The organism is Paractinoplanes tereljensis (assembly GCF_016862435.1).
Lineage (GTDB): Bacteria > Actinomycetota > Actinomycetes > Mycobacteriales > Micromonosporaceae > Actinoplanes > Actinoplanes tereljensis.
Genome location: NZ_BOMY01000044.1, coordinates 23,120 through 45,456, shown reverse-complemented (window position 1 = coordinate 45,456; position 22,337 = coordinate 23,120). Strand labels below are relative to the sequence as shown.

At 68.2% G+C, this 22,337-nt stretch carries 26 protein-coding genes and 1 pseudogene; 6 read left to right on the top strand and 21 right to left on the bottom strand.

Features of this window, described 5'->3' with window-relative positions:
- Positions 1-6 precede the first annotated feature (6 nt).
- The 15 genes from Ate02nite_RS34570 to Ate02nite_RS34500 all read right to left on the bottom strand — a co-directional run bounded on the left by Ate02nite_RS34570 (position 7) and on the right by Ate02nite_RS34500 (position 12,538).
- Positions 7-1,038 carry a flagellar motor protein MotB gene (locus Ate02nite_RS34570; RefSeq protein WP_203812101.1) on the bottom strand — a complete coding sequence of 344 codons (1,032 nt, stop codon included), beginning with the start codon at positions 1,036-1,038 and terminating at the stop codon, positions 7-9.
- Positions 1,039-1,041: 3 nt separating this feature from the next.
- Complete coding sequence (locus tag Ate02nite_RS34565; RefSeq protein ID WP_203812100.1) at positions 1,042-1,830, bottom strand: flagellar motor protein; 789 nt, start codon at positions 1,828-1,830, stop codon at positions 1,042-1,044.
- Positions 1,830-2,114 carry a flagellar FlbD family protein gene (locus Ate02nite_RS34560; RefSeq protein ID WP_203812099.1) on the bottom strand — a complete coding sequence of 95 codons (285 nt, stop codon included), beginning with the start codon at positions 2,112-2,114 and terminating at the stop codon, positions 1,830-1,832. The genes Ate02nite_RS34565 and Ate02nite_RS34560 overlap by 1 nt, the downstream gene beginning before the upstream one ends.
- 193 nt (positions 2,115-2,307) lie before the next feature.
- On the bottom strand, positions 2,308-3,582 hold the full coding sequence (locus Ate02nite_RS34555; protein ID WP_203812098.1) for a flagellar hook protein FlgE: 1,275 nt from the start codon (positions 3,580-3,582) through the stop codon (positions 2,308-2,310).
- A 33-nt stretch (positions 3,583-3,615) separates the two neighbouring features.
- A complete protein-coding gene (locus Ate02nite_RS34550) occupies positions 3,616-4,215 on the bottom strand; it encodes a flagellar hook assembly protein FlgD (protein WP_203812097.1) in 600 nt (199 codons plus the stop codon).
- Positions 4,216-4,311: 96 nt separating this feature from the next.
- On the bottom strand, positions 4,312-4,800 hold the full coding sequence (locus Ate02nite_RS34545; protein ID WP_203812096.1) for a hypothetical protein: 489 nt from the start codon (positions 4,798-4,800) through the stop codon (positions 4,312-4,314).
- A gap of 7 nt (positions 4,801-4,807) precedes the next feature.
- Positions 4,808-5,170, bottom strand: coding sequence for a response regulator (locus Ate02nite_RS34540; protein WP_203812095.1), 363 nt, complete (start codon positions 5,168-5,170; stop codon positions 4,808-4,810).
- Positions 5,167-5,655, bottom strand: a complete 489-nt coding sequence (locus tag Ate02nite_RS34535; protein ID WP_203812094.1) for a chemotaxis protein CheX — start codon at positions 5,653-5,655, stop codon at positions 5,167-5,169. The genes Ate02nite_RS34540 and Ate02nite_RS34535 overlap by 4 nt, the downstream gene beginning before the upstream one ends.
- Entirely contained in the window at positions 5,652-6,029 is a 378-nt protein-coding gene (locus tag Ate02nite_RS34530; protein WP_239147930.1) for a response regulator, read from the bottom strand. The genes Ate02nite_RS34535 and Ate02nite_RS34530 overlap by 4 nt, the downstream gene beginning before the upstream one ends.
- Positions 6,030-6,045: 16 nt before the next feature.
- Positions 6,046-6,891: a CheR family methyltransferase gene (locus Ate02nite_RS34525; protein ID WP_203812092.1), complete on the bottom strand. Its 846-nt coding sequence runs from the start codon at positions 6,889-6,891 to the stop codon at positions 6,046-6,048.
- Complete coding sequence (locus tag Ate02nite_RS34520) at positions 6,888-8,069, bottom strand: protein-glutamate methylesterase/protein-glutamine glutaminase (RefSeq protein ID WP_203812091.1); 1,182 nt, start codon at positions 8,067-8,069, stop codon at positions 6,888-6,890. Before Ate02nite_RS34520 ends, Ate02nite_RS34525 begins: the two co-directional genes overlap by 4 nt.
- Before the next feature lie 13 nt (positions 8,070-8,082).
- Positions 8,083-8,955: a hypothetical protein gene (locus Ate02nite_RS34515; protein ID WP_203812090.1), complete on the bottom strand. Its 873-nt coding sequence runs from the start codon at positions 8,953-8,955 to the stop codon at positions 8,083-8,085.
- On the bottom strand, positions 8,955-9,392 hold the full coding sequence (locus Ate02nite_RS34510; protein ID WP_203812089.1) for a chemotaxis protein CheW: 438 nt from the start codon (positions 9,390-9,392) through the stop codon (positions 8,955-8,957). Before Ate02nite_RS34510 ends, Ate02nite_RS34515 begins: the two co-directional genes overlap by 1 nt.
- A 1-nt stretch (position 9,393) precedes the next feature.
- Entirely contained in the window at positions 9,394-11,775 is a 2,382-nt protein-coding gene (locus Ate02nite_RS34505) for a chemotaxis protein CheW (RefSeq protein WP_203812088.1), read from the bottom strand.
- A gap of 64 nt (positions 11,776-11,839) precedes the next feature.
- Positions 11,840-12,538, bottom strand: coding sequence for a response regulator transcription factor (locus tag Ate02nite_RS34500; protein ID WP_020513053.1), 699 nt, complete (start codon positions 12,536-12,538; stop codon positions 11,840-11,842).
- 384 nt (positions 12,539-12,922) lie between these two features.
- Here Ate02nite_RS34500 and Ate02nite_RS34495 point away from each other — a divergent pair, with 384 nt between their 5' ends.
- Positions 12,923-13,429 (top strand): CAP domain-containing protein, encoded by a 507-nt coding sequence (locus Ate02nite_RS34495; RefSeq protein WP_203812087.1) that lies wholly within the window; start codon positions 12,923-12,925, stop codon positions 13,427-13,429.
- Here Ate02nite_RS34495 and Ate02nite_RS34490 read toward each other — a convergent pair whose 3' ends face one another.
- On the bottom strand, positions 13,430-14,503 hold the full coding sequence (locus tag Ate02nite_RS34490; RefSeq protein ID WP_438871285.1) for a UDP-N-acetylmuramate dehydrogenase: 1,074 nt from the start codon (positions 14,501-14,503) through the stop codon (positions 13,430-13,432).
- Positions 14,504-14,561: 58 nt separating this feature from the next.
- On the opposite strand from Ate02nite_RS34490, the gene Ate02nite_RS34485 reads away from it, so the two are divergent.
- The 3 genes from Ate02nite_RS34485 to Ate02nite_RS34475 all read left to right on the top strand — a co-directional run bounded on the left by Ate02nite_RS34485 (position 14,562) and on the right by Ate02nite_RS34475 (position 17,877).
- Positions 14,562-15,326: a maleylpyruvate isomerase family mycothiol-dependent enzyme gene (locus Ate02nite_RS34485; protein WP_203812085.1), complete on the top strand. Its 765-nt coding sequence runs from the start codon at positions 14,562-14,564 to the stop codon at positions 15,324-15,326.
- A gap of 111 nt (positions 15,327-15,437) precedes the next feature.
- Positions 15,438-16,862, top strand: coding sequence for a GH1 family beta-glucosidase (locus tag Ate02nite_RS34480; RefSeq protein WP_203812084.1), 1,425 nt, complete (start codon positions 15,438-15,440; stop codon positions 16,860-16,862).
- A gap of 4 nt (positions 16,863-16,866) precedes the next feature.
- The gene (locus Ate02nite_RS34475; protein ID WP_203812083.1) at positions 16,867-17,877 is read left to right on the top strand and encodes a LacI family DNA-binding transcriptional regulator; all 1,011 of its coding nucleotides are present in this window, start codon (positions 16,867-16,869) and stop codon (positions 17,875-17,877) included.
- Here the strand turns inward: Ate02nite_RS34475 and Ate02nite_RS34470 are convergent.
- Positions 17,842-18,627, bottom strand: coding sequence for an EI24 domain-containing protein (locus Ate02nite_RS34470; RefSeq protein WP_203812082.1), 786 nt, complete (start codon positions 18,625-18,627; stop codon positions 17,842-17,844). The two genes, Ate02nite_RS34475 and Ate02nite_RS34470, sit on opposite strands and share 36 nt — an antisense overlap.
- Before the next feature lie 40 nt (positions 18,628-18,667).
- Between Ate02nite_RS34470 and Ate02nite_RS34465 the strand changes: the two genes are divergently transcribed.
- Both Ate02nite_RS34465 and Ate02nite_RS34460 read left to right on the top strand, forming a co-directional pair.
- The gene (locus Ate02nite_RS34465) at positions 18,668-19,021 is read left to right on the top strand and encodes a hypothetical protein (protein ID WP_203812081.1); all 354 of its coding nucleotides are present in this window, start codon (positions 18,668-18,670) and stop codon (positions 19,019-19,021) included.
- Positions 19,022-19,251: 230 nt separating this feature from the next.
- Positions 19,252-20,250: a hypothetical protein gene (locus Ate02nite_RS34460; RefSeq protein ID WP_203812080.1), complete on the top strand. Its 999-nt coding sequence runs from the start codon at positions 19,252-19,254 to the stop codon at positions 20,248-20,250.
- Here the strand turns inward: Ate02nite_RS34460 and Ate02nite_RS34455 are convergent.
- The 4 genes and pseudogenes from Ate02nite_RS34455 to Ate02nite_RS34440 form a co-directional block, all read right to left on the bottom strand.
- The gene (locus Ate02nite_RS34455) at positions 20,247-21,131 is read right to left on the bottom strand and encodes an alpha/beta fold hydrolase (protein WP_203812079.1); all 885 of its coding nucleotides are present in this window, start codon (positions 21,129-21,131) and stop codon (positions 20,247-20,249) included. The two genes, Ate02nite_RS34460 and Ate02nite_RS34455, sit on opposite strands and share 4 nt — an antisense overlap.
- Positions 21,128-21,442 (bottom strand): DUF2516 family protein, encoded by a 315-nt coding sequence (locus Ate02nite_RS34450; RefSeq protein ID WP_203812078.1) that lies wholly within the window; start codon positions 21,440-21,442, stop codon positions 21,128-21,130. The genes Ate02nite_RS34455 and Ate02nite_RS34450 overlap by 4 nt, the downstream gene beginning before the upstream one ends.
- A gap of 55 nt (positions 21,443-21,497) precedes the next feature.
- A complete protein-coding gene (locus Ate02nite_RS34445) occupies positions 21,498-21,944 on the bottom strand; it encodes a hypothetical protein (protein ID WP_203812077.1) in 447 nt (148 codons plus the stop codon).
- Between the two features lie 38 nt (positions 21,945-21,982).
- Positions 21,983-22,333 (bottom strand): annotated as a pseudogene (locus tag Ate02nite_RS34440) (helix-turn-helix domain-containing protein); the annotation flags it as partial.
- Between the last annotated feature and the right edge of the window lie 4 nt (positions 22,334-22,337).

The window sequence follows — 22,337 nt, the reverse complement described above, 5'->3', positions numbered from 1 at the left end:
CCCCCGTCAGTCGTGCGTGGTCGTGGAATTGGTGGTGGAACCGGACGTCTCTGCTGCGGTGTTCGCCTGCTCGACTGCCTTCTCCAAGGCCGCGGCCTGGGCTGTGGTCTGACCGGTGTGCAGCTTGGCGTCCGAGCCGGCTGCGGCCGGCAGCAGCGCCGCCTGGTCGGCCGGGAGGGTGGTGAGGACAACGACGTCCACCCGGCGGTTCATCGTGATCGAGCGCGGGTCCTTCGGGTCGATCAGCGGCTTGGTGTCCGAGAAGCCGACCGCACTGAGCCGGTTCTTGGCGACCCCGTGACCGGACAGGTACCGGACCGTGGTCGAGGCGCGAGCCGCGGAGAGCTCCCAGCCGCTCGGGTAGTACGTGGTGACCGCTTTGAGCTGGTTGGTGTTGCCGTCGACCTCGATGTTGTTCTTCAGCTTGGCCAGCGTCGGTGCCAGCGCGTCAAGGATCTTCTTGCCCCCGGACTTCAGGTCGGCCCGGTTACCGGCGAACACCACCTCGTTGGTGACGATGGTGACCACCAGGCCGCGCTTGTCGATCGTGAACTTCACGTTGTTGAGCTGGCCGGCCTTGGTCAGCGCGTCGGCCAACTTGTTCTCGACGTTCTTCAGGTCCTGGGCTTCCTTGGTGGCCGCCTGGGCGCTCTGCGAAGCCTTGAGCCGGTCCTCGGCCTTGACGGCTGCCTCGACGGCCGCCTTCTCCTTCTCGGTCATGTTCGACGTGCCGGTCTTGCCGTCACCCGGGTTGGCACCCGGGTCGATCTGCACGATCTCGGCGCTCTGGCCGGCGCCGTCCAGCGTTGACTGCGAGCCGGAGAACGCGGCGCTCTGTGCACCGAAGCCCTGCGACAGACCCGAGGCCAGCTGGGCGAACTTCTTCATGTTGACGTCGGACATCGAGTAGAGAACCACGAAGAGCACGAACAGCAGGGTGAGCATGTCGGCGTACGAAACGAGCCAGCGCTCGTGATTGACGTGCTCCTCGTGTTCCTCGTGAGCCTTCTTACGACGACCCCCACCACCTGAGCTCATGCGTTACGCCGCCTTCTTGGTGGAGGCCGCCTCGGCCTTCTTGGCCTCGTCCGGCGGGAGGAGGCTGCGGAGCTTCTGGGCGACCAGACGCGGGTTAGAGCCGGCCTGGATGGCGAGGACACCGTCAACTACCAGCTCCATCTCCTCCGCCTCGACCGCGCTGAGGCGGGTCAGACGAGCGGCGACCGGGAGCCAGATCAGGTTGGCGCTGAGCACACCCCAGAGGGTGGCGACGAACGCCGCGGAGATCGAGTGACCCAGCGTCTCCGGCTTGTTCAGGTTCTCGAGCACGTGCACGAGGCCCATGACCGTGCCGATGATGCCGATCGTCGGGGCGTAACCGCCCATGTTCTCGAAGAGCTTGGAGCTGGCCTTGTCGGCCTTCTTCTTGGCCGCGATCTCGGCGTGGAGGATGTCGTGCAGCTCCTCCGGGTCGGTGCCGTCGATCGCCAGCTGCAGACCGCGCTTCAGGAAGGGGTGCTCAACCGTCTTGACCGCGTCCTCGAGGGCCAGCAGGCCCTCGCGGCGGGCCCGCTCGGCCAGCTTCACGATGTTCTCGACCAGCTGCGTCGGCGGCGTGACCTTGGCCAGGAACGCCTTCTGCAGCTGCTTGCCGGCGCCGGTCGCGTCCTTCAGAACACCGCCGGCCATACCGGCCATGAACGCGCCGCCGAACACCAGCAGCATCGAGGGGATCAGGATGATCGAGGAAGGCGAACCACCCTCGAGGATCTGCACGGTGAAGACGATCACCAGGGATACGACTACACCGACGATGGTTGAGATGTCCATCAGCGTTCCTTCCGGTGCAGCGGAAGCACCTTGGCGTCGTGGTCTTCGTCGTCCGCGGACGACATGGCAACTGGCGCAGGTTCTGCCTCCAGGCGACTCGCTTGGGCGATAAGCGAGGCCCGGTAGTGGCGAACCGAGTCGATGAACTCGGGCACGGACTCGGCGACGATGTACTTGGTACCGTCGACCAGCGTTACGACCGTGTCGGGCGTGCATTCCACACGCTCGATCAGGTCCGGATTCAGGGCGAACACGGCACCGTTTAGGCGAGTTACGAGGATCACTTACATCCATCCTTGGTGGTGTGGGTCCTGGCTGGTTGGCCGTCCGTGGCCCGCTTTCATATGTAACTTCGGCGACTTGACGGTTGCTGATGAGATCCAACCGGTCGCACTACGGGTGCAGCCGTTCGGCTATATACGGACGGCCGGGACAGGCACGCGAGTGCCCATCCCGGCCGCCGGCCGACTGTTACTACTAGCGCTTCATGCTGACGAGCTCCTGCAGGAGCTCGTCTGAGGTAGTGATGACCCGGGAGTTCGCCTGGAAGCCACGCTGGGCGATGACCAGGTTGGTGAACTCCTGCGCGAGGTCGACGTTTGACATCTCCAGCGCGCCGCTGATGACCTGACCCATGCCGGCACTGGCCGGCAGGCCCACTTGGGCGTAACCGGAGTTGACGGTCGAGCGGTACGAGGAGTCGCCGGTCTTCTCCAGGCCGTTGACGTTCTTGAAGGTCGCCATGGCGATCTGCCCGAGAACTTGCTTCAGACCGTTGCTGTAGACGCCGATGATCTGGCCGGTGTCGGAGACCGTGTACGACAGCGAGGTCAGCGCGCCGGCCGATTGGCCGTCGGTGTCGAAGACCCGGGCGTCGGAAAGGCCGGAGAACGAGGTCATGTCCTTGACGTCGAGGGTGTACGCGTCCGGGGCGGTACCGAGCGCGAGCGTGGTCACCGCCGCGCCGGACCCGTCGGTCGACTTACCCGCCTCGAAGTTCATCGTGGTGTCGGCGAACGAGGTGCCGGTGGTGGTGTCGACGCCCTCCTTGAAGAGCTCCACCTTCCAGGCTGAGGTGTCGGCGACGTTGTCGTTGGCCGTACGGCTGAATTTGGCAGTGACCGTATGTGTCGCGCCCTGCGCGTCATAGACCTTGACCGGGATCGTCGTGACGTAGTTCAGGCCGGAGTTCGTGGGATCCGTCGAGTTCGGGATGTCGTCGCTGCTCAGGTTGCCCTTGAGGGTGACCGTCGAGGTTGCCTTGGGTGGGATCGTGCTGCCCAGCGGCATCGTGATGTCACCCGGTTTGCCGGCCGCGTTGACCACTCCGTCCACCGCGGTCCAGCCCTGCACCGGCTCGCCGGTGGCGGTGGTCAGCAGGCCGTTTCCGTCGAAGGAGAACGAACCGGCCCGGGTGTACAGGTTTTCCCCGCCGCTGCGGGTGATGAAGAAGCCGTCACCCTGAATCATCATGTCGCCGGATCGGCCGGTGGTCTCCTGCGAGCCCTGGGCCCAGTTGGAGAGGATGCCGGCGTTGCGCACACCGAGGCCGACCTGAGCCGGGTTGGTGCCGCCCTGGCCGTTCTGCGGGGCACCGGCCGCGCCCAGCATCTGGCTGAGCGTGTCCTGGAACTGCACGGTGCTGGCCTTGTAGCCGACGGTGTTGACGTTGGCGATGTTGTTACCGGTGACGTCCATCATCTGCTGGTGCGCGTGCAGGCCGCTGATGCCGGAGTACAGAGAACGCAGCATGAATCGATTCCTTTACGGAGAGAGAACGCGAGATCAGGCGGTCGCGGGACCGGTCGCCGGGTTGGCCTTGGTGGCGGCCGGCGGGGTGGTCGTCGGCTGGGCCGCCGGCTTGACCGCTGCTTGGGCCTGGGCCTGAGCCTGGGCCAGAGCTGCGGAAAGACCAGCGGCGGGCGCCGCGGCGGCGGCGGTGCCACCGGTCGACTGGCCCAGTGCTTGGACTTCCATGACCTTGGACAGCTGCACATCCGTGTTCCCGACCCGAAGCATCGGTTCGCTGTCTCCGTTGAGCTTTGCGGCCGAGACGACGCCGGTCTGCCGGCCGCCGTTCTCGTCCATGTAGGTGACCTCGTGCCCGACCAGGCTGCTCACGCCGATCATGCGCTGCGATTTGAGCATGTCGGCGATGTCACCGAGCTTCTCGACCTGGGTGAACTGTGCGGTCTGCGCGAGGAATTGGGTCGAGTCGGCCGGGTTGCTGGGGTCCTGATACTTGAGCTGAGCCACCAGCAGCTTGAGGAAGGTGTCCTTGTCCCCGAGGTCTTTGGCCTTGTCCCCGATACTCTTCGAGGAGGCTGGGGCATTTGCTCCGGTAATACCCGGATTGCCCGATATTCCAGAAGTCGGCGAGGTCATAACCTACGCTTCGACCGCCCCCGGTCTTTGCTTAGCCACAAAAAACCGCGGGCCCGCCGTTAGGCGAGCCCGCGATGCATTCTGTTGGTGGAACGGTCAGGGCGCCAGGGACAGGCTGAACTTCCCCTTGCCGTACCGGTTGACCTCGACCTGCAGGTCGACCCGGCGGCCGAGCGCCATCAGGTGCGCTCGGGCGTCCGCCGGCAGCGGGTCACCGGGGTAGATCACCTGGTACATCTTGATGTGCGGGCCACCCTCCCGGTTGAGCAGGCTGGTCAGCACGTTGCAGAGCTCGAAGACGTTCTCGGCGAGGTTCGGGAACAACTTCTTCTCGTCGATGCTGTCCTCGGCGGCACCGGCCGGCATCAGGCCGAGCGCGGCGCCCGCGTTGGCCGACAGGGCGAGGTCCATCCCCATCACGCCGTAGATGTTCTGTGCGGTGTCGGTGAAAATCGCGACCGTCGCCGTAGCGATCTCCTCAGCGGAGATCGGATCGCCGGGGCTGACGGTCACTTCTCGGCCGAGCAGGTCCTCGAAGAGGTTGCGAACGGCCACTGTGCCAGGAAGAACCGATACGTCGGACATGTCTTAATCATCCCAAAATCGGAGCGAATACCTCGTCGAATCGCTCAGCCGAGAAGGGCTTCACGATGAAAAAGAGTGCACCGGCAGCGTCCGCCTGATCCTTCATCTCAGGCGTACTCTCCGACGTCACGAAACCGAACTTCACGGCATTACCCGCCGCCCGAAGCTGACGAAGCACCTCAATACCTGTCATTTCGGGCATATTCCAGTCGGACAGCACCAGATCAGGGTTCTCCGACTTGGTCATGTCGAAGGCTTCCCGACCATTCGTGGCCTCGATCAGATCGTGGTCACCGAAGCCGGCCTGCCGCAGCGTGCGGACCACGATCTGCCGCATGACCCGACTGTCGTCGGCGATGAGAATCTTCATGCACTCTCCTCCTCACTCTTCTCCGCGCGGCTGTGCCACATGGAAATGGACACGGGTTCGTCTTCCCAGAGGCCGTAGACGCCCCCGATCCGCTCGGTATTCGGGTACCGAGCCGACGATTCGGGGGCCAGGACTACCTGGGGCAGGGAGAGGAAGGCGCCGGGCGGCAGCATGGCCTTGACGTTGCCGCCGACGATGTTGGCGAGCTCGCCCAACACATCGGACATATCGTCCTCGCTCACCTCCTCCGGTTCCATCGCCAGGAAGGCGGCGGCGGCTCGACGGGCCGCCGAGATGGAGGATGCGTAGACCAGATGCCCGGTCCAGGAACCGCTGATGGAGACCGAGGAATGCACCTCGGAGGGCTGGTTCTCGTCGTACGTCGGGATCAGCGGGTTGATGCCCTCCGGATCCAGGTACGACTCCCAGACTTGTCCTACCATCTCGGCGAGGTCATCCTCATTGACCTCGACTTCGACACTCATGAGTTTGCTCCGGTCGGGACGAGGCCCAGCAGGGCCAGCTTTTCAATCATCGCGCCCTCGGTGAAGGGCTTGATCACGTACTCGTGGGCGCCCGCGGCGAGCGCTCGCACGATCTGGCTCTGTTCGCTCTCGGTGGTGACCATGACCAGCGTCATCTCCCGCAGACGCGGATCGGCGCGGACGTGGATGACGAACTCGAGCCCGTTCATGTTGGGCATGTTCCAGTCGATGAGGGCCAGTTCCGGCACCTCGGGCATCTCGGTGAGCAGGTCGAGAGCTTCCTTGCCGTCGCCTGCTTCCACCGCATCGAAGTTCAGCTTCGTGACAATGCGCTTGAGGATCATGCGCATCGCGCGGGAGTCGTCGATCACCATGGCGCGCATCGCGGCGTCATCCCCTTCTCGGAGCGCCCGCGGGCACCCCATTACGGACTCGGTAGGCAGAGGTGCGGCCGGCGGCCACCCGCTCGTAGTTGTCGTCGATCCCGATGGTCGTCTCGGCCGCGCCGAGGAAGAGCCATCCGTCGGGGCGGAGAAGCTTGGCCGCGTTCTGCAACACGGTCCGCTTCGTCGCGACGTCGAAATAGATCAGGACGTTGCGCAGGAAGACGATGTCGAAGGGCTGCATCGCCGGCAGCGGCGCGGTCAGGTTCATCAGCCGGAACGAGACGTTCTTGCGCAGCGGCGCGGTGATCCGCCAGTGCGCACCGGCCCGCTCGAAGTACTGCACCAGCTGCTGGGCCGGCAGACCCCGGTTGACCTCGACCTGGCTGTACTCGGCCGCTTCGGCCCGCTTGACCATCTCGGTGGAGATGTCGGTTCCCATGATCTCGTACGACCAGCCCGGCGGCAGGTTCTCCTGCATCGTGATGGCCAGGCTGTACGCCTCCTGACCGCTCGAACTGGCGGCCGACCAGATCCGGATCTTGCGGGTGGAGGCCCGCGACTTGATCAGCTCGGGCAGCACCACGTCGGTGAGCGCCAGGAACGGCTCCCGGTCACGGAACCACGAGGTCTCATTGGTGGTCAGCGCATCGATGATCCGGCGCTGGTTGGCCGGGTTCGGCCGGCGCTGGAGCTCGGCGAGGAACTCGTTGACGTTGGCCGCCCCGACCGCCCGGGCGACCGGGATCAGCCGGGCCTCCACCAGGTATTCCTTGCCCGGGGCAAGGACGATGGAGGCTTCCTTCCGGACCAGCGTCGAGACGTAGGTGAATTCGGCCTGGGAGAGGGTCATCGCGCCACCGCCGCCGAGCGGCCGGTCTTGACCCGGCTGATCAGATGCGCGGCGATCCGGTCCAGCGGCAGGATCTCGTCCGCCAGGCCGGCGCCGACCACGGCACCCGGCATTCCCCACACCACCGAGGTGGCCTCATCCTGGGCCAAAATCTCGGCTCCTGCGTCTCTCAGCACCTTCGCGCCACCTCGTCCGTCATGTCCCATTCCGGTAAGTACGGTGGCATAGCAGGATGCCCCGTAAAGGGCCGCGACGGACCGGAACATGACGTCCACGGCCGGGCGGCAGGAGTTCTCCGGCGGAGCGCTGCTGAGCTGCGTCAGCGTCGCCGTTCCCCGGCGATGCAGCACCAGGTGCGAGTCGCCGGGGGCGATGTACGCCCATCCGGGTTGCAGTTCCATCCCGTCGGTCGCCTCGACCACGTGCAGCGGTGTGCTGCGGTCCAGGCGCTCCGCGAACATCCGGGTGAAGACGGGTGGCATGTGTTGGGTGATCACGATCGGCACCGGGATGTCGGCCGGAATTCCGGTGAGCACCTTGGTGAGCGCGTCCGGCCCACCGGTGGACGAGCCGATCGCCAGGATGTCGATCTTCCCGCCCGGCGTACCCCGCTTGACCGGGCGCGGAGGTGGCCCGGCCGGCGCCGCACCCGGTCGGCCGGGCGGGCCGGCCGGTGGAAGACCCGCACGCGGCGGCGCGGCACCCGGACGGGGCCGGCTCGGTGCGGCGGCATCCGGACGGCCGGGGGGACCGGCCGGCGCACCTGCCGCGCGTCGCTTACCGCCCAGCGCATGGATCTTCGGGACCAGTTGGGTCCGGACCGCCGCGATGGACTCGTTGACCGAGCCGACATTGCTCGGCTTGGTGACGTAGTCGGTCGCGCCCGCCGCCAGCGCCTCCAGTGTGGCGGAGGCACCCGCCGCGGAGAGCGTGCTGAACATGATCACCGGGATCTGTTTGTGCCGCTTGCGCAGCTCCCGGACCGCTTCGATGCCATCCATCTGGGGCATCTCGATGTCCATCGTGATCACGTCAGGCTTGAGCTGATCGATCTTCGCCTGGGCCAGCAGACCGTTGGAGGCCGTACCGACGACCTCAATGTTCTCCGCGCCGCCCAGGGCGTCGACGATGAGCCGACGAACCACGACAGAGTCGTCGACGACCAGCACCGTAATCATCCGACCACCTCCTTCACCCGAGCCACGCCGGGCCCAATGCCGCGACTACTGGTGCGAGTAGCCGATGCGCGGTGGCGGTGTCCAGAAGGTCACGTACCACAAGCGCTTGCACCGCACCGCTCAGCATGTTCCAGACCCCGCCGGCCCGGTCGGCCAACGGGATGTCGGCCGTATCGACGGCCTGTACCAACAGCATCTGCGCCGCGGCGGCGGTGCGGACGCGATCCGAGAGATACGCGGCCCAGGAGGCCGAATGGACGGCCGGAGACCAGCCACCCGAGTTACGGCGCGCATCCTCCGCCGAGGAGGCGAGCCGGTTCACATCCTTGGACCGCAGCGAACGCAGGCGGTCCAGCAGGGCCGACACCACGTAGTGATGCGGGCCCAGGTCGATCGGGGCGCCGGGCGGCAGCTTGCGCATCGCCGACACCCAGCCGGCGCCGAGCATCCGGCGCGAATCGGTGTCCAGCACCTCACGGAGGTAACTGGCCACCGCGGCATCGCACAGCAGCGCCGTGGCCGACGCGGCCAACTCGCTCTGCTGCGCCTCCCGGCCCGTCCCGGACCAGGTCCAGGCCATCACGTCGTAGCGCAGGCAGGTCAGGAGTGCGTCGACCGAACCGATCGGCGCCCGCTCGACCAGCGCCAAACTGCCGGCCGGGTCTTCCTTCGACATGCCCTTGAGCGACGGCATCCGGCGAGCCGCGCTCTCCACCTCGACCCACAACGGACCCCGGATCCCTTCGTCCGGTAACCGGTCGGCGAGGACGTGCAAATCGTCCTTCTGCAACCGCAGGCCACGCAGCACCACCTCGGCCGTCGCCGACCCGCCGGCCAGGCGGGTCAGGTCGAAGCCGAGCACCGGGGCGCTGACCAGGCTGTACATCAGGTGGTGGCGCGGTACGTGTCGACGGCCTGATTGACGTCGAGGGCCAACATCAGCCGTCCGTCCAGCTTGAACGTGCCGACCACGAGCTCCCGGGTCGGTCCGCTGAGCGTGTCCGGCGGCGGCTCGAACCGCTCGTCGTCCAGGTCGACCACCTCGCCGATCTTGTCGACCAGGAGGCTGACCGGCTCACCGTCGCCGCGCAGGATCACGTTCATCACCGGACCCTGCAACGCCTTGCGTGCCATGCCCAGCTGGACTCGGAGGTCCACCGCCGCGATCACCTGACCGCGGAGGTTGAACAGCCCGCCCACGGCCGGCGGTGCGAGCGGCACCGGGGTGTACTCGTTGTACGAGAGCACCTCCTGCACCGTGTCCACCTCCACGCCGAAAAGCTGACCGGCCACCTCGAAGGTGGCGAACTGTCGGCTCGCCATCTCAGGCCTCCACCAGCATCTCGTCGTTCTCCAGGTCGGAGTAGAAGTTCGGGTCGGCGGCGAGGATCGCGCGGCGGACGTCGAGCAGCTCGGTCACTCGCTGCTGGATGACCGCCGTGCCGACCAGGCCGTCCTCCTCCGCGTCCCGGCGGGCCGTGGTGGAGTTCTCGGCGATGTCGACGATCCGGTCGACCACCAGCGCGACGCTGCGGCCGCCCTCGCTGTAGACCACCACCGACACGGTGTCTCCCTCGGGCTCTTCGCCGTAGGCGCCGAGCAGGTGCGACAACCGCACCAGCGGCAGGATCTGCCCGCGGTACTGCACGACCTCGCGGGAGCCGGCGTGCTCGATCCGGTCGCGCGGGAACTCCTCGAGCCGGGTGACGGTGTCCAGCGGGATCGCGACCCGCCGCTCACCGACCGCGGTGACCAGCAGCCGTTCTCCGGTGCCGGCGGCGGAGTTCGCCCGCGACGAGCCCTCGAGACTCTTCCGATCGGCGTCGGCGGTCAGATGGCTACGGCGGGCGAGCGAGGACACGTCCAGGATCAGGCCGACCTTGCCGTCGCCCAGGATGGTCGCCCCGGCGTACAGGCCAATGTCTTTGAATCTGCTGTTGAGGGCCTTGACGACGACCTCTTCGGTGTTCAGCACCCGGTCCACGACCAGGCCGAACCGGCGGCCGTCGGCCTGCAGCACCATGATGTAGACGCCCTGGTCACCGCCGACCTCGAGGCCGAGCGTCCGGTCCAGCCGGACCAGCGGGAGAAGCTTGCCGCGCAGGCGGTAGACGGGCGCGCCCGAGGCGTATTCGATCTTTGTGGAATTGCCGTCGATGAAGACCAATTCCAAGACCGCAACCTGGGGTACGACGTAACGCTGCTCGCCGCAGTCGACCGTGAGTGCCTGGATGATGGCCAGCGTCAACGGGATGGTGAGGCGCCAGACCGTGCCCTCGCCGGGCGTCGAGTCGACGCTGACCGCGCCGCCGATGTTCTCGATGTTGGTCTTCACGACGTCCATGCCCACGCCGCGGCCGGACACGTTGGTGACCTTGGCGGCGGTGGAGAAGCCCGGCTGGAAGACCATGGCCATGATGTCGCGCTTGTCCATGTTGGGGACCTGTTCCGCGCGCAGCAGGCCCTTCTCCACGGCCTTCTGGGCGATGCGATCCACGTCCAGGCCGGCGCCGTCGTCGGCGACCTCGACCGCGACGTGCCCACCCTCGTGGTAGGCGCGCAGGGTCAGCGTGCCCTCGGCACTCTTACCGGCCGCCAGGCGCCGCTCCGGCTCCTCGATGCCGTGGTCGACCGCGTTGCGCACGAGGTGGGTCAGCGGGTCCTTGACCGCCTCGAGCAGGCTCCGGTCGAGTTCGGTCTCCTTGCCCTGCATGACCAGCTCGACCTTTTTGCCGAGCGAGTTGCTCAGGTCCCGGATAACTCGGGGAAGCTTCGACCAGATGTGCTCGATGGGCTGCATCCGGGTCTTCATGATGCCCTCTTGCAGCTCGCTCGTGATCATGCCGAGCCGCTGCGCGCTGCGCACCAGGGTCGCGTCGCCGATCTCCATCACGCCGCGGACCAGTTGGTTCCGGGCCAGGACGAGCTCGCCGACCATGTTCAGCAGGGTGTCGAGCAGGTCGACGTCGACCCGGATCGCACTGTCCGCGATGCTGCGCTTGGGCGCCTGCTGCTGCAGCGCCTCGTTGACCGCGGCCGGCTTGGCCTTGCCCTCCTCGAGGAGGATCGTGCCGAGCTTGCGCTCGTCCCCCTCGAGCTGCTGGGCCAGCGCCGAACCGACGTCCTGCGGCTGCGCGCCGCCCGACTCGACAAGCAGCTCGCCGATCGGCTTGCGCTGCTCCTCGACCGGCTCGGGCTCGGGCCGGACCGCGGCCGGCGCCTCGTCCAGCGGCACCGGCGTCTCGGCCGATGCCTCGGCGGGCGGCACTGTGGCGGCGGGTGCCGCGGCGGCCGGCGCGGCTGCTTCGGCGGCCGCTTCGCCGGCGTTCATCTGGGCGTGGACCTGGGCGAGAATGCTGTCGATGTCGACGTCGTTCTCGGTGCCGTTCTCCTCGATCGAGGAGAGGATCGACCGCACGCCGTCAATCATCGCGAGCAGGACGGTGATCGTCGCGGGGGTGACCGGCTGCACGCCGTCGCGCAGCTTGGAGAGCAGCGATTCACCGCCGTGGGCGAGCTTCTCAAGCCGGCTGAAGGCCAGGAAGCCACTGGTGCCCTTGATCGTGTGGATCGCCCGGAAGATCCGGGAAATCAGATCCCGAGAGTCCGGTTCTTGCTCGAGGGCGACGAGGTCGCGGTCGATCTGGTCCAGGTTCTCGTGGCTCTCCAGAAGGAATTCAGCAACGATTTCACCAAGGTCTTCCACGCTTACGTACCTCCTGCTCGGCTTCCACAGCCCTCATCGACGGTTGCGCCCGTCACCTGAGAAATCAGGACTCGCCGCCGGGTCGGCGGTAGCGGTAGCCGAATCCTCGGACCGATTCAATGGGCGATTCGTCCGGATCTGACCACCCGAGCTTGCGCCTCAGCCGCAGTACGGCGAATTTCACGCGTTCCTGACCGATGCCCGTGGGGTCGTCCCACGCCTGGGTCAGCAGCTGGTTCGGACTCAGTACCGCGCCGGCGTGCCGGACCAGCGCGTTGAGCAGACGGAACTCGGTCGGGGTCAGCCGCTTCTCGTCACCCTTGACGTACACCCGGCGCTTGGTCGGGTCGAGGTGCACGAGTCCGTCGTCGTAGACCTGACTGGCCCAGCTGTTCTGGCCGCTCGACGAGCGGCGCAGCAGGGCCTCGACCCGGGCCAGCAGTTCGTTGTTGGCGAACGGCTTGGTCAGGTAGTCGTCGGCACCACCGCGCAGGCCACGCACCTTCTCGGCCTCCTGGCCGTGCGCGGTCAGCACGAGCACCGGCACGTCGGAGACGTCGCGCAGCCGCTCGAGCACCTGCCAGCCGTCCATCTCGGGCAGGCCGACGTCGAGCACCACCAGATCGGGATGCTCGGCGTACGCCTCCTTCAGACCGGTACGGCCGTCACCGGCATGCGCGACCTCGTAGCCCGCCCGGCTGAACAGCAGCCGCAGTGCGAGCGCGATGTCCGGGTCGTCCTCGACGACGAGAAGGCGACTCATCGTGTCATCACCCTGGCCCCACCCCTCGCTCGCACACAGCTGTCCGCCGGGCGCACCGGTGGTGGCCCGTCGAATAAGTCAGCGTCTTGCTCAGCGTTGCTCGCACGACAGCGGGCAACGGATTTAACCGCGCAAAGCCACGATAGCGTGATGTCACGGTCTATTTACGGACAGTGACAGTTTAGCGGGCTATCCGGCCAGCGGGGGCGGTCCGCACGTTTCCGGAATCCGGGGACGGGCTGGCGCACTCGGCCATCCCACCAGCCTGACACTTTTGCGGGGGCCGATGCCGGTTTCCGCCAAATAAGGGACATACAGCCAAATAACGGCTGCGATATACCTAGGTGGGCGACTCAGCCCCTACCCGCACCCGGGAGGCAACAGGTGTTACGACGTCTCGCCCTGTTCGCAGCCGCGCTCACGGCGCTGCTCGCGGCCGGAACGCCGGCACAGGCTCGAGTCCCGGCACCACCGCTCCCGGCCAACGCACCGGACGCCGCGCTCACCCCGGCCCAGTTGATGTCAGAGGTCGTCACGAAGACCAACCAGCAGCGGCGGGCCAACGGCTGCGGCACGCTCTCGGTCGACCTGGAACTGACCATCGCGTCCATCCGGCAGAGCCTCTACATGGCCAAGACCGGCCAGTTCACGCACGTCTGGAAAGACGGCACGACGTTCGCGGCCCGGGCCCACGCGGCCGGTTACGAACAGCCCTCCGGCGAGAACATCGCCTGGGGTTACCGCACCTCGGAGGAGGTGCTGGAGGCGTGGATGAACAGCCCGGACCACCGGGACAACATCCTCAACTGCAGCGCTCATTCGATCGGGACCGGCGTTGCCTACGGCAACAACGGCCTGCCTTATTACACCCAGGTCTTCGGGTACGAATAATCAAAGCTCGCAGTTGATCAGTACGGGCTCGGGGTGCAGCTCGATGCCGAACTTCTCCAGGACACCGCCCCGGATGGTCCTCGCGAGGTCGAGCAGCGCGGTCGTGGTGCCCTCGCCCCGGTTGGTCAGGGCCAGGGTGTGCTTGGTGGAGATCGAGACGCCGGCTCCGGCGAAGCCCTTCGGGAAGCCCGCGTGCTCGATCAGCCAGGCCGCCGGGATCTTGACGCTGCCGTCCTCGCCCGGCCAGTGCGGTGCATGGTCCAAGCCGAGTGCCGCCCAGCGCTCACCGCTCACCACCGGGTTGGTGAAGAAGGAGCCCACCGACCAGGTGTCGTGGTCATCCGGAGCGAGCACCATTCCCTTCTGCTCGCGCAGTTTCCGGACGGTGTCGCGGGCCTGGCGCAGCGAGACCCGGTCTCCGGCCTCGGCCCCGAGACTGCGGGCCAGCTCGGCATAGCGGATGGGCGCCGACTCGGTGGAGACCGCGAGCCGGAAGTCGACGTGCAGCACGAGGTAGCGGTCGCTGTGCTTGAAGACGCTGGCGCGGTACGCGAAGGCGCACTCCGCCGGGGTCATCGCCCGGACGGCGTCCCGTTCCCGGTCGTAGGCGTGCACGGCCACGATCGTGTCGGCGACCTCCGAGCCGTACGCCCCGACGTTCTGGATCGGGGTGGCTCCGGCCGAACCGGGGATGCCGGACAGGAACTCGACGCCGGACCAGCCGTTCGTCACGGCGTACTCCACGAAGTCGTCCCAGACCTCGCCCGCGGCAACCCGGACGACCACGTCGTCAGCTCGCGTGGAGACCACCTCGATCCCGCGGGTGCGCAGCAGCAGCACCTCGCCGGGGAAGCCGGCATCGCCGATCACCACGTTGCTGCCGCCGGCCAGGACCAGGACCGGACGCCCCTCGGCCGAGGCATTACGCACCGTAGTGACGGCTTGGTCCGTTTCGACGGCTACCGTCAAGGTGCCGGGCTCGCCACCGAGGCGTAGCGTCGTGTAAGCCGCGAGTGGTGAATTCGCGGGTGCGTCGGTTTGGCGGTCGCGACTAACGTCAGGCACGACGAACACCCTAGGCTCAAGGCGCCGGGGCACTCATCGGCGGTCCGATGGAGTGGAGAGATTCGCGATGAACAGGCTGCACGCGACCAAGGAGTTCTGGCTCGCCGCCCTGCGAGCCGACAGCCCCGCGCTGCAGGACGCGGTGGCCCAGGCCGGCCCGTCCGCCGAGGTGCCCTCCTGCCCCGGCTGGACCTGCGCCGATCTGGTCGAGCACGTCACGACCCTGATGCACTGGGTGCGCGAGACGGTGCCGCGCGGCACCACCGCCGGTCCGACCACCGCGCCGGTGCGCTCGGGCGAACGCCCCGAGTGGACGGCCGCGCTCGACGAGCTGCGCCGCGAGCTGACCGGCACGATCGAGACCCTCGAGGCGATCGAGGCCGACTTCCCGGCGTGGAACTGGGCGCCGCAGGCCAAGCAGGCCGGTTTCTGGCACCGCCGGATGGCCCACGAGGTTTCCATTCACCGCTGGGACGCGGAGGCCGCGGCCGGCCGGGCCACGCCGATCGAGACCAAGCTGGCGGCCGACGGGGTGAGCGAGGTGCTCGACACCTGGCTGCCGGCCGGCAAGCGGAAAGGCCCCACCGACCTGCACGGCGTCGTGCAGTTGGTGGCCGGCGACGCGGGCTACGAGTGGTTCGTGCGGCTGCGCGGCGCCGGGGTGGCGCTGCTCGACACCGGCACGATTCTGGACACCGACGACCACCACGCGCGGGCCCAGGCGACCGGCCCGGCCAGCGACCTGCTCCTCGCCCTGATGGGCCGGCAGCGGATGGATCGCCTGGTGGTAACCGGTGACCCTCGCCTGATCTCGGCCTTGCGGACCGGCTGACCCGTTTAAATTCGTCTTACCGGCGGTTCGTCGAGGCCCCTTGGGCCCCTATGATTAACCGGTTAAGTGACTTCGCGAACACACTTCGCAACACCAGGAAGCGGGGAACGCATGACGGCAACCGTCACGTCCACGTCGGCGCAGCCGGCCCTCGCCGGGATCACCTTCCCCGACGGCTTCGTCTGGGGCGCGGCCACCGCGTCGTACCAGATCGAGGGCGCGGCGCGGGAGGACGGTCGCGGCGAGTCCATCTGGGACACCTTCAGCCGTGAGCCGGGCCGGGTCTACCGCGGGCACACCGGCGACGTGGCCTGCGACCACTACCACCGCTACGTCGACGACGTGGCGCTGATGGCGGATCTCGGCCTAGCGTCGTACCGATTCTCGATCGCGTGGCCGCGCATCCAGCCCGACGGCACCGGCCCGGTGAACGTCAAGGGCCTGGACTTCTACGACCGGCTCACCGACGAACTGCTCGGCAAGGGCATCGACCCGGTGGTCACGCTCTACCACTGGGACCTGCCGCAGACCCTGGAAGACCTCGGTGGCTGGGCCAACCGGCTCACCGCGGAGGCCTTCGGCGAGTACGCCCAGATCGTCTACGGCCGGCTCGGCGACCGGGTCGGCACCTGGACCACGCTCAATGAGCCGTGGTGCTCGGCCTACCTGGGTTACTCCAGCGGCCGGCACGCGCCCGGCAAGCAGGACCCGGCGGCGACCTTCGCGGCCGTCCACCACCTGCTGCTCGGCCACGGCCTGGCGGCCCGCGCGCTGCGCTCGGCCGGCGCCCGGAGCGTCAGCATCACCCTCAACCCGTCCGCGGTCTTCCCGGTCGACCCGGACAACGCGGCCGACCGCGAGGCCGTCCGGATCATCGACGGGCTCTCCAACCGGGTGTTCTTCGATCCGCTGCTCAAGGGCCAATACCCGGCCGACATGCTGGCCCACATGTCCCGGTTCACCGACCTGTCCTACATCCAGGACGGCGACCTGGCCACCATCAACGCCCCGATCGACGTGCTGGGCGTCAACTTCTACATGCCGTCGTACGTCTCGGCCAAGCCCGGCTCGCCGGCCGCGCCGGACCAGCCCGGCAGCGAGGGCATCGCTTTCCGCGCCCCGAACGGCCCGGTCACCGACATGAACTGGCCGATCGAGCCGTCCGGCCTGACCCGGCTGCTCAAGCGGATTCACGACGACTACCCCGGCACCCCGATGCTGATCACCGAGAACGGCGCGGCGTACCCCGAGGGTCCGGGTGCCGACGGCGAAGTGCACGACACCCGACGCATTGAGTACCTCGACGGCCACCTGCGGGCCTGCCATGATGCCTTGGCGGCCGGAGTCGATCTGCGTGGATACTTCGTCTGGTCGCTCATGGACAACTTCGAGTGGGCCGAGGGCTACGCGAAACGCTTCGGGATCGTGCACGTCGACTACGCCACCCAGGAGCGGCGGCTCAAGGACAGCGCGAAGTGGTACCGGGAGGTGATCCGCCGCAACGGCATCGCCGAGCCGGGAGAGAGCGAGGGGTGACCTGGTGGTGACGCGGGAACGACCGACCCTGGAGGCGGTGGCGCGACGCGCCGGAGTGTCCAGGGCGACGGTCTCCCGCGTCGTCAACGGTTCGACATCGGTGGCCGCCTCCATCCGCGAGGCGGTCACCCGCGCGGTCGAGGAGTTGGGCTACGTGCCCAACCAGGCCGCCCGCAGCCTGGTGACCCAGCGCACCGAGTCGATCGCGCTGATCCTGCCGGAAACGGCCAACCGGGTCTTCTCCGACGATCTCTTCTTCCCGGCGATCATCCGCGGCGTCGGCGGCGAGCTCGAGGCCGCCGACAAGCAACTCGTGCTGATGATGGCCGGCTCGGCCAAGAGCCACGATCGCGTCGAACGCTACGCGGTGGCCGGTCACGTGGACGGCGTGATGTTCGCGTCCATGCACGGCGCCGACCCGCTGCCCGGCACCCTGGTGCGGCTCGGCATCCCGGTGGTCTGCAGCGGCCGCCCGATCGGCGAGGCCGCGGTGCCCTACGTCGACGTCGACCACTTCGGCGGCGTCTGCTCGGCGGTGCGCCACCTGGTCTCGGCCGGCCGCCGCCGGATCGCCACCATCGCCGGCCCGCAGGACATGGTGGCCGGCATCGACCGGCTCGCCGGTTACCGCGCCACCCTGGAGGAGGCCGGTCTCGCTCAGCACGTGCAGATCGGCGACTTCACCCGCGAGTCCGGCATGGTGGCCATGCGCAAGCTGCTCGACGACGATCCGGCCCTGGACGCGGTCTTCGTGGCCTCGGACATGATGGCGCACGGCGCGCTGACCGCCCTCAAGGACGCCGGCCGCCGGGTGCCCGCCGACGTCGCGGTGATCGGCTTCGACGACTTCGAGATCAGTCGCTACAGCGAGCCGCCGCTGACCACCGTGCGCCAGCCGATCGTGGAGATGGGCCGCACGATGGCCCGCCAGCTGCTCGGCCTGATCAACGACGAACCACACCTGCCGGACGCCGTGGTGCTACCGACCGAGCTGGTGATCCGCGAAAGCGCGTGATTGCGGGCTGCCCAGGACGTCCCGGGCGAGCAGGGTCGCGCCGGCCACTGCGGCCGGCATCAGCAGCACCGCGCCGAGCGGGATCAAGAAAGAGCAGAAGACGGCGACGCCGAAGCCGAGCGTTCGCGGCCGGGCAAGGCGAAGCGCGGCCCGGCGGTCGGCCAGGCGTTTTCCCCGCCGCTGGAACGGCACGCCGGTCAGTTCGACCGCGAGGAGCCAGCCGCCGACCATGGCGCCCAGCACCGGGATCACCGTCTGCCCGACCACCGGCAGGAACCCGAGCACGAACAGCGGGATGCCGAACAGGATGGACAGCGCGATGAGCCGGAGCGAGTCGACCAGGCTGCGCCGCAGCGACTGCCAGAAGGTCACCTCGACCTCGTCCGGCACCCCGCCGAACCGGTCCTCGATCAGCTCCGAGATGCGCTCGTAGAACGGGTCGCCGATGAGCAGCGTCACCGCCGTGAAGGTGAGGATGCCGAGCAGCACGGCCACCCCGAGCAGGCCGGCCCCGCCCAGCACCCGGGCCAGGTCACGCCAGCCCTCGGCCCAGTCGTCGGCGAACCAGGTGACGCCCCGGGACAGCCGCGGCAGGAAGTCGACCAGCGCGACCAGGGCCGCCGTGTAGAGGATGCCGGAGATCAAGGCCGGCACCAGACCCAGCACGAGCAGCTTGGGGCTGCGCAGGATCAGGCCGAGGCCCCGGGCGAGCAGGGCGGCACCCTGCAGGAACTGCCGAACAGCGGTCACGATCCGGCAGCATATGGCCTGCGCGCCAGGTCAGTCCGCCATGCCCGCCCCGATGCCGCCGCTCGGGTCGGCCGAGACGGACGCGCTCAACGACCAGGTCGGCGTCACCGTGATCTCGGTGGGCGTCGGCACCGGTGGCTCGTTCAGCGGTGGCAGCTCGGTGGTCGGTGCCGTCGTCGGGGTCGGCGGCGGTGCCGTGGTGGCCACCGGTGGGCCCAGCGGCGCCGTGGCCGGTGGTAGCACGACGGTCGACAGCACCGGCTTCGGCGCCGGCTTCACCGTCGTGGTTGGACGAGGATTGGCACGTCCGGGGGCCGCACCGACGCCACCGTTGCCGGCGGCGTTGCCGAGAGCACCGGTACCGCCCGGTGAGCCGAGCGAGTTCGGCGCATGAGGCGGGGTCGCCAGGGTCCAGCCGATCATGACGGAGATCGGCAGGCCTAGGGCCACGAGTCCGATAAAAATGGATTTGGGGGATAACCGCACGACGGGAACACCGGATCAGCGGGGGTAAAGGTTACGGCCCAACGGTCGGGAAGCGGCTTGATCAATGGCTCTGCCAGCCGGTAATGTCCGCAGGCCTCCGTCCGTGTGGACGGACGAGCGGGTTACCTCGGGGGAGAAATGAACCGTCGCTCACTGCCCGTCCTTCTCGGCCTGGCGCTCACCGCCGGAGCCGTCTCGATCGCCTCGCCGGCGCACGCCGACGACCCGGTCAACACCCCTCCCACCGCCTCGTACGCTCTGGACACCACCGCCATCTGGGCCGGCCAGCGCGTCAACCTCAGCGAAAGCGGCGTCACCGACGACACCACCGCGCCGGACGCCATCACCCGCAGCATCGATTGGGGCGACGGGACCGTCGACGGTCTCTTCGGCCACCTCTACTCGACGGCCGGCACCTACCAGGTCAAGGTGACGCTGAACGACGGCGCCCTGGACGGCAGCGGGGTGTTCACGACCGGTTCCGCGGTCACCGTCACGACCTCCCCGGGCAACTACGCCTGGCAGAAGTCGCCGATCTACACCTACCCCAACTACCAGGAGCAGGCCACCTTGCTGGCCTCCGGGCTGCCGGCCAACACCAAGGTGTGGACCGGCTGGGGCGACGGCGAGACCAGCCTGCTGAGCGCCGGTACGTCGGCGACCGTCGGCCACTGGTTCGGCACCGGCCCCTGGACGCCGAAGGTCACCCTGCAGAACGGTTCGGGCAAGGCCACCCCGCGCGCCGTCAACACGCTGACCGTGCTGCCCGACACCACCGGCCCGACGGTCTCGCTGACCGTCCCGGCCAGCCCCAACAAGGCCGCGTCCTGGTCGACCGTCCGCGGTAAGGCAGCCGACGGCGAAGCCGGCGTCGACGTGGTCGGCATCCAGTTCTACAAGTACAACGCGACCACGATCTACTTCTACAACTTCGCCAACGGCACCTGGGTGAAGTACACCGGTCAGGCCCTGCCCTACACGGCGCAGGCGCTGCGTCCGGTCGACGGGGCCGGCAACTGGTCGGTGGGCGCAGCCGGCCTCAGCAAGGGCTACACGTTCGAGGTCGACTACTACGCGTGGGACAAGGTCGGCAACATCTCCGACGACTACTACGTCGCGTACAACCTGACCAGCTAGGAATTCAAAAACGACGAGATGCGCTCGCGGAGCTCGGACCGGTTGGTCCAGAGCACCGCGGGCCGGTCGTAGATGTGCAGTTCCGCGCCCGGTAACAGGCCGGCCAGTCGCTCGGCCCACGCGGCCGGGTGCACCTCGTCGCCCAGGCAGCCGAGCACCAGCGCCCGCCCGCGGAAGGCGGCCAGTTTCGACTCGTCGGCCACCGCGGGCTCGTGCCACAGCGTGGTCAGTTCGGCCGCGAGTCCGTCGGTCTGCAACTGCTCGACCCGCTGCCGCAGATAGCTCCAGCCGGTCGGGGTGTTACGCACGACCGGCGGCAGTTCGAACTCCACGGCGGCGGCGATCGACGCGGCCTCGCCGGACTCGACGGCCGCCAGCAGCCGCTCCACCCGAGCCTCGGCCGCGGCCGGCCGGGTGCCGTCGAGCGGCGCCGGCAGATAGAAGACGACCCGTTCGAATCGGTCGGGGGTATCGCTGAGCAACCGGGCCAGCGCGCCGGCCCCCATGCTCACGCCGAGCGCGCGGGTGGCACCGGACAGATCGGCCACCGCCCGCAGGTCGCCGGCGAGGTCACCGAAGCTCCACGGCCCGACCGGCGCGTCGGAGCGGCCGTGCCCGCGGAAGTGGAAGAACACCCGGCGCCCGGTCACCGCGCTGCCCAGCGGGCGGTTGCCGGCGATGTCGCCGCCGAGGCCGTGCGCGAAGACGGTGACCGGCTCCCCCACCCCGGTGATCAGTTGCTCGAGGCGGACGCCGGACGGCGTGGAGACCAGCTCGGTCACCGGCCCGGGCAGCGTGGGCCGCCCGGATCGCGGGCCGGTGCGGTCGGGGCGTTGCAGGCGGGGTCCGCCGTCAGGTGGGGGCGGACCGAACCGTCTCACCAGAAGCCTTTGCCGTCCGACAGGTCTTTCAGGCCGGGCCGGACGTCGAGCAGGTAGACCAGGGCGGCACCGATGCCGATCAGGCTGAAGATGCCGATCGGGCCACTGAACAGCAGCGTGAGCACGATGCAGACGGCCAGGATCGCGGCCCAGGCGCCCTTGGGCAGTGTGCCGATGGCCTGGAACCCGTCGCCCCGCTGAGTCAGACAATGAATCAGAGCGACCGCCTGAACGATCAACGAAAAGATCATGATGACCAGATCGATGTAGTTCCGGACGTCGCCGTAGAAGATGGGCGCGGAGTAGGCCATGAGAGAAGTCTATGACGCGGGCCCCGGCAAACGCCGGGGCCCGCTGATCATGTTTTTACTCGGCGGCCGGCTTGGTGACCCGCTTGCGGGGCTTCGGAGCCGGCTTGGCGGCCTCGATGACCTTCGGCACCTCGGTGGTCTCGATGTCGGCGTTGACCACGTCGGCGGCCTCGACGACACCGCTGCCGACGACCTTCTCGCCCCGGGCGACAAGCGCGGTGTACGCCGCGACGGCCCGGTCCTGAGCGATCTGGGCGAAGGACGTCGCCACGCTGGCGGCGTTGCCCCGGAGGGCGTCGAAGTCGGTGGTGGACGCCTTCTCGCGCAGCTGAGCGGCCTTGACGTTGGCCTGCTCGTTGTAGGTGCGCAGCGACGCGGCGGCGCGCTCGCTCAGCTCGGTCACCACGGCCGGCAGCTTGCGCAGCTGCTCGACGGCGAGGTCACCGGCACCGGCGGCGGCGTAGAGCGGGGCGGGGAAACGGGTGTTGGTCTGCTCGGTCATTTCGGCTCCTCGGAATTCGTGCTGGGCTCGGGCTCGGGCGCGTGCCGGATGTTCTCGTTGCGGAACGTCTCGTAGATCTGCGACAGCGACTGCTTCTGGGCGATCGTGAGGTCCGGATCGACCGCGATCGCGGCCAGCACCCCCTGCTGGCCCTCGCTGTCAAGCAGACCGGCCCGCAAGTACATCGCGGGGGTCGAGACCCGCAACGCGCTGGCGATCTGCTGCAACACCTCGGCACTCGGCTTGCGCAGGCCACGCTCGATCTGGCTGAGATACGGATTGCTCACGCCCGCCTTGTCGGCGAGCTGGCGCAGCGAGATCTTCGCCGTCTGCCGCAGGTCACGGATGAAACTCCCGATGTCCTGAGGCAGATCCTTGGGGGTGGCCATGGCT